This window comes from Belnapia mucosa (assembly GCF_016775475.1).
In the GTDB taxonomy this organism is placed as follows: Bacteria; Pseudomonadota; Alphaproteobacteria; order Acetobacterales; family Acetobacteraceae; genus Belnapia; species Belnapia mucosa.
Window position 1 is genome coordinate 1 of the sequence record NZ_JAEUXJ010000055.1, and the last position, 5,952, is coordinate 5,952.

Consider the following 5,952-nt stretch of genomic DNA (forward strand, 5'->3'; position numbering starts at 1 on the left):
CATGATCCGCGTCAGCCTCGGCGCGCTCCTGCTCCGCCGTATCGCCCATCCATAACCATTCTCAAACGGGCTCTAAGCGTCAGCGACTAAAACACTTGCAGCCGGAATCTCGGCGTGCTGCGATCAGCCATGGTTGATATTCCTCTCTCCGAAGCCCGCTTGGACCGCGACCTCGTCGTCCTGCTCGACCACGCGCTGGCGATGGCTGCGCACCACCTCGCGCCCGAGCAGCGCGCTGATTTGTGGCAGAGGTCCGAGAAGATGGGTCTCGGCGGCCATATCGAACGCCACTGTTCCCCTGAAGTACAGCGTGTGCTCCTGGGCGAGCACCCGCGCGTCAACCCGGATGGCGGACAGGTGGGGGAGGTCACGAGCGAGCTTCACTCTAGCGAGGAGGGCGTAGTTGTCGCGGAAGGGTCCGGCAAGATTTCGGGGATACCTACCAACTAGCAGCTTGTCGAACTCGCGTCTTCGGACCGCGATCATGAACTGGCACATGGGGGCTGGCGCCGAGCGTCATACCGGCACGGTCGATTTGCCGCTGGCTGACCGAGCTCGCAATGCATATGCGTTGCAGGCTCATCTCTCAAGCGGTTGCAGATGCCCCGTTGATCTCGGCCACACTGCGACGGCTCTGTCAGGCTTCGTGCCAAAGGTGCTCGGCTTGGCCGCCCGGCGGCGTGTAGTTTATCGCCCACGCCGGATACGTTGGCGTAAACCGATCAGGCCAGGCGCAAAACCCTTGCAGGCGGTCGGGCCATACGTTCTACTTAACTCTATTACCGTTTGATTCGACTGCGGTAGGCGCTTCGCTTTGTGCAAGAATGGCGCCGCGAAGCGGTTAAGACGAGATCCCGCAGGCCAGATGCCCACAAAGACAGCGGAAAAGTCGAAGAAGGCTGCGAAGGCGAGCGCAGGCGGTAAGGCAAATGCGCTGCAGCAGTCACTCAAGCCCTCTGAGGAGTTGGCCGTAGTGGTCGGTGCGGGCCCCCTGGCGCGAGGTGAAGTGGTGAGCAAGGTTTGGGACTAGATCAAGCCCACCGTCCGCAGAACCCGGGGAACCGCCGCGAGATCTTGGCCGATGACAAACTCCGCAAGGTGTTCGGCAAGGACAAGGTGACCATGTTCGAGATGAACAAGCACTGCGCCCAGCATCTGTCTTGATGGTGGTCGGGCCTTCTACATGAGCTGCCCACGGTGACCGGTTCGTCTCGCAGACGCGAGACGTCACTTTACGCCGTGGTGAAAGCACACCTCGAGCGGCTTGGTTACGAGGCGAAGGGGGAGGTCTGCAGCTGCGACATCGTCGCGGTGCGGCCGGACACGCTGACGGCGCCGCGGCGCGGCGGGGTCACGAAGTCGGACCGAATGCGACATCGGTGCGGGCAGCAGCGCCGAGAAAGGGGGAACGCCATGGCGGACCAAAGCAGCGGCGAGAACGGCCAAAGCGGCCATCTTGACCAAGGGCGCGGGGATCTTCCGCTGGGCCCCGAGGCAATGCTCAGCGTCTGGGCCTCCTGGGTGGAGGCGATGTCGGGATCGGCTAGCTGGGACTGGGCCAGCTACGCCAATCCCTGGTGGCAGATGACAACCGACCAGCTCGGCGGCACGCTGGCCAAGGACCCGTTCCTGCGGTCCGTGGACCAGATGTGGAACGCCAACCCGCTGCGCGACGTGGTGCCGGTGGATTGGGCGGAGGTCGCTCGGGCGCTCCGCACGGTGTGGCTGCGCTCCCTTAGACAGCCGAGCGTGGCTTTCGCCTCGGCAGCGGAGCTGAACGCGAGCCTCTGGCGCTCAGCTACCGAGGCATGGAGCGAGGCCGGTCGACGCTGGTGGGACGCGGCGGGGGCATCGCCGGCCCAACCTGCCTCCAGCCCGGACAAGCGGTTCGCGGCGCCAGAATGGCATGCCAATCCAGCCTACCGCACGTTGAAGGAAGCTTACCTTCTCGCCTCCGCTTGGCTCCTCGAGCAAAGCGCGGCGCAAGCGGACGGTATGGATGAGGCGGAGCGCCGGTGGCTCGACTTCCATCTCCGGCAGTTCGTGGACGCCATGAGCCCGACCTTGCTGTTGGCCTCGAACCCAGCGGCGCTGCGCCGTGCGATGGAGACCGGCGGCGCCAGCCTCGCCAACGGCGCGCGCAACCTGGCGGCTGACCTGAAAGACGGGCGCCTCAGTATGGTCGACGCTACTGCCTTTGCGCCGGGGCGCAATCTTGCCCTGTCGCCTGGCAAGGTGGTCCACCGGAACCGCCTGCTTGAGCTGATCCAGTACGAGCCCATGACCAAGGACGCGCACCGGACACCGCTGCTGGTCATGCCGCCCTGGATCAATAAGTTCTACATCCTCGACATGCAGCCGAAGAACAGCATGGTGCGGCACCTCGTCTCGCAAGGCTTCACCGTGTTCATGGTGTCCTGGAAGAATCCTGACGCCTCGATGGAGGAAACGAGCTTCGAGGATTACATGGACCTTGGTCCGCTCGAGGCCAGCGACGTCGTGCGCGAGATTACCGGTGCTGAGTCCATCAACGTGATGGGTTACTGCATTGGCGGCACGCTGCTCGCGATGACCCTCGCCTGGCTGGCTCGGAAAGGGGACAAGCGCTTCAATGCGGCGACCTTCATGGTCTCGCTGCAGGACTTCACGCGGGTGGGCGACACTGCCGTCTTCATGGACGAACCGGCCATGGATTTGGTCGAGCGGCAGATGATGGAGCGTGGCTACCTGGACAGCCGTGAGATGTCCAACATGTTCAACCTGCTCCGTTCGAACGACCTGATCTGGGCGAACGTGGTGAACAACTACCTGATGGGCGAGAAGCCACCAGCTTTCGACCTGCTTTACTGGAACAGCGACGGCACTCGCATGTGTCGCACAGCGCATGCCTGGTATCTGCGGAACACCTACAAGGAGAACAACCTGATCGTGCCGGGCAAGATCGAGCTGAAGGGCGAGCCGATTGACCTCGGACGCATCGCGCTCGACGTCTACGCGGTAGGCGCGGAAAAGGACCACATCGTCCCTTGGGACGCTGCCTGGCGTATCACCCAGCTCGTCGGCGGCAAGGTACGCTACGTGCTCGCCTCCTCTGGCCATATCGCCGGCATCATCAATCCGCCCGGCGGCAAGGGCACCTACTGGATCAACGAGGCCCAAGCGGCAACGCCGGAGGAATGGCGCAAGGCAGCCACGAAGCACGACGGCAGCTGGTGGACAGACTGGACGGCTTGGCTCGCAGCGCGCTCGGGCGAGAAGGCCAAGCCGCCGTCGATGGGCAGCGCGGCGCACCCGCCGATCGCGGACGCGCCGGGCACCTACGTCCTAGAGAAATAGGACGCGGGGGGCGCACAAGCCTCGGTCCAGCCGCACCTACGGCGGACGTAGCCGCCCTGTGGCTGTCCGTTGCTCATTCGATGCGGCGGCGTTGCTATACCATTCGGGCCAACCCTTCAGACGGCTTGCCGCGGCACCGCCGCTTCGAAATGCGCTCTGGTGGGCACCTTGGCCCACCTTCCGGTCATTGATCGATCTCGCCTGTTGCGTCTCTTCACAGCGTAATATGTCACCGGATCTTAATAGAAAACTCTTATGAGATGCGCCCTATGGGGTGTCAGGGCAAAAGCAAAAGTTGCAGCGTTAATCGTATTTTTCATAAAATTAGTCTCTTGCGCCAAGGTCCATGCTGGCGCACATTTTCATGGTGCGGTGCAGCAATCTATTATGCACCATACAATTATTGTGAGGAGACCGACATGGTCGACATCAGCAAGCCGCAAGACGCCCGTGCAACCGCCGCCACCGATGCGGCAATCCGCCGCGGTGCCGAGGCCGTCCAGCAAGGTGGGCAAGCCGCCGGCGAGGCGCTGCACAAGAATGCCGAGGTCGGCGCCGACGTGGCGCGCCGCAGCACCGAAGCCGGAGCTGATTCGGCCCGCCGCGGCGCTGAACTCGCCAACGACACCACGCGCCGCGGCGCGCAGGCGGTGGCCGACGCCCAGCGCCAGATCGCCCAGGACGCGGCGCAGCGCTTCGAGGAGGTCAGCCGCAAGGTGGCCGAAGCGGCCCGGGGCACGACCGAGAACGTTCGTCAGCTGATGGCGCTGCCCAACGCCGCCGAAGGCGGGCTGCGCGATCTGCAGCAGGGGGTGGCGGGCCTGGTCGAGGGCGTGGTGCAGACCAATCTGCGCGCGGCACAGGAGCTGTTCCGCCTCACTAACCCGGCGCCGCTCGTGGAACTGCAGCAGCGCTTCGCCCGCGAGTACACGGACGCCCTGTTGCGCAACAGTGCCACGGTGGTTCGCGCCATGCGCCGCACTGCCGACGAGACGCTGCGCCCGCTTGAGGAGCAGATCCGCCAGGCCGATCAGGGCCAGCGGCCCCTCCAGACCGCGGCGGAGTAACACCAGCGCCGGCCCGCAAGGGTTCGAAACGTAGAAGTGAGCGGCCGGGATGCCACGGGTGTCCCGGCCGTTCTCATGTTGCATTCCACAGCCCGGTGCGCCGGCTTCGCCCGTCTGGCCCAGGAACTCATCTGGTCCTTCGGCCGCGACGGAGCGCCCGGTTTCGCGGAAAGCATGGAGCGGAATATGGAGAAGACCAAGCACGATCTGGCCGGCCTGGTAGAGGAAGCCGCCGCCAACATGCGTCGGCTGATGGCCGCCGCACCGGATGCCGGCACGGCCGGAGCGCAGGCGGTGGAGGCACAGCGGGCTGCGTCGCGCCTGTTCGAGGGCGTGATGGCGACCAACAAGCGCTTCGCCGAAGCGTTGCTGGACCGCGCCGAGCCAGGCCCAGTGGTGGAGCTGCAGCGGCGATTCGTCGGTGAGTATTTCGATGCTCTGGCACGAGGTGGCGCCCTGGTGCTGAGCGCGGCAGGAGAAGCTGCACAGCAATCCTCGGAGCTGCAGACCCGCGAGCGCGACCATCGGGGGGACGGTGGCACCGTGGTGCCCAACAAACTGTCTGAGCCGGGCCCGACGGATCGAGCCCGACGCCCCCGCTCTCAAGCGCCGCGCAGACGCGGGAACGCTGTTCCAGGGAAGACCGCGGAGTAGACCCTCGACTGTGAGAATGAGCTTCGATTTTGGGTGAAGACCAGAACCTGCTACTCGGAATTCATTCAGGAGATTGTTCCAGCCGAGGCTGAGATGAATTACGCTGAGACCGCCGTCTGCTACAGGTGGGTTGGGCTCAACGAGTCTTGCTATTAACTGTGCGCCAGATGGCTTCGGTTCGTTTGCAGTCCGCCAGACACAGTGCCCTCAGCTTGGCCAGTGCTACATCAGGCATGCCGGCGAAAGCCCTACCGTCCCGCTGTCGGCGCTGCACCTCGAACCGGTCGATGAGTTCAAGGTCGCACAGGTCTTTCCCTTCGTGGCTGTCGCATTCCAGGTCCGGGCAGTAAGGCCCAATGCCGGGAGCGATCATGTAAGGGGTGTCACACACGCGGGTCATGCCCCTGGGCCTGCCCGCCAGCGGTGCCGCCAGGCATGAACGCTTATGGCCGTCAGCCGGCAGCAGTGCAGAATGAACTCGCGCTCCCCTGCCCATGACCTTACAGCCGACCTTACACCCGACGTTAAAGCCGTCAGCCTCAACGGACATCAGAGGCCAGGGAAGGCGGCGAAGGCCGGACGCTTACGCCAATGGTGGCCCAGAGGCCGTCGAGGGTGCTGGTGTTCCGCAGTCCGGCGGCGAAGGTGATTGTCATCCAATGACCGTGCGGGATCGATGCCCGCAGCCGTTCGCCTCGGGGTGCCCGGCCATGGGTGCGGGCCATGTTGGTCGACGCCCAGGTCTCGTCAATGAACACCAGACAATCAGGGTTGAGGTCAGGCTGGGCCTCAAACCAAGTCCAGCGCTGCCTCAGGATTGAGGCGCTTGGGTCTGGTGGTCCAGGTTCAGCGTTAGCCTTCGCCGGCCGTCGAACCCCTCGTCGACCCGCAAGGG

5 protein-coding genes and 1 pseudogene are annotated in these 5,952 nt (G+C 64.4%); 4 read left to right on the forward strand and 2 right to left on the reverse strand.

The window, feature by feature from the left end; translation table 11 throughout:
- Positions 1-123 precede the first annotated feature (123 nt).
- Entirely contained in the window at positions 124-486 is a 363-nt protein-coding gene (locus tag JMJ55_RS30160; RefSeq protein WP_202829304.1) for a hypothetical protein, read from the reverse strand.
- A 588-nt stretch (positions 487-1,074) separates the two neighbouring features.
- Between JMJ55_RS30160 and JMJ55_RS32285 the strand changes: the two genes are divergently transcribed.
- The 4 genes from JMJ55_RS32285 to JMJ55_RS30180 all read left to right on the forward strand — a co-directional run bounded on the left by JMJ55_RS32285 (position 1,075) and on the right by JMJ55_RS30180 (position 5,057).
- Positions 1,075-1,164 carry an SWIB/MDM2 domain-containing protein gene (locus JMJ55_RS32285; protein ID WP_236034264.1) on the forward strand — a complete coding sequence of 30 codons (90 nt, stop codon included), beginning with the start codon at positions 1,075-1,077 and terminating at the stop codon, positions 1,162-1,164.
- A gap of 249 nt (positions 1,165-1,413) precedes the next feature.
- Positions 1,414-3,336 carry a PHA/PHB synthase family protein gene (locus JMJ55_RS30170; RefSeq protein ID WP_202829305.1) on the forward strand — a complete coding sequence of 641 codons (1,923 nt, stop codon included), beginning with the start codon at positions 1,414-1,416 and terminating at the stop codon, positions 3,334-3,336.
- A gap of 419 nt (positions 3,337-3,755) precedes the next feature.
- Positions 3,756-4,403: a phasin family protein gene (locus JMJ55_RS30175; protein WP_202829306.1), complete on the forward strand. Its 648-nt coding sequence runs from the start codon at positions 3,756-3,758 to the stop codon at positions 4,401-4,403.
- 186 nt (positions 4,404-4,589) lie between these two features.
- Entirely contained in the window at positions 4,590-5,057 is a 468-nt protein-coding gene (locus tag JMJ55_RS30180; protein WP_202829307.1) for a hypothetical protein, read from the forward strand.
- Positions 5,058-5,677: 620 nt separating this feature from the next.
- Here the strand turns inward: JMJ55_RS30180 and JMJ55_RS32290 are convergent.
- A pseudogene (locus tag JMJ55_RS32290) lies at positions 5,678-5,952 on the reverse strand (IS630 family transposase); the annotation flags it as partial.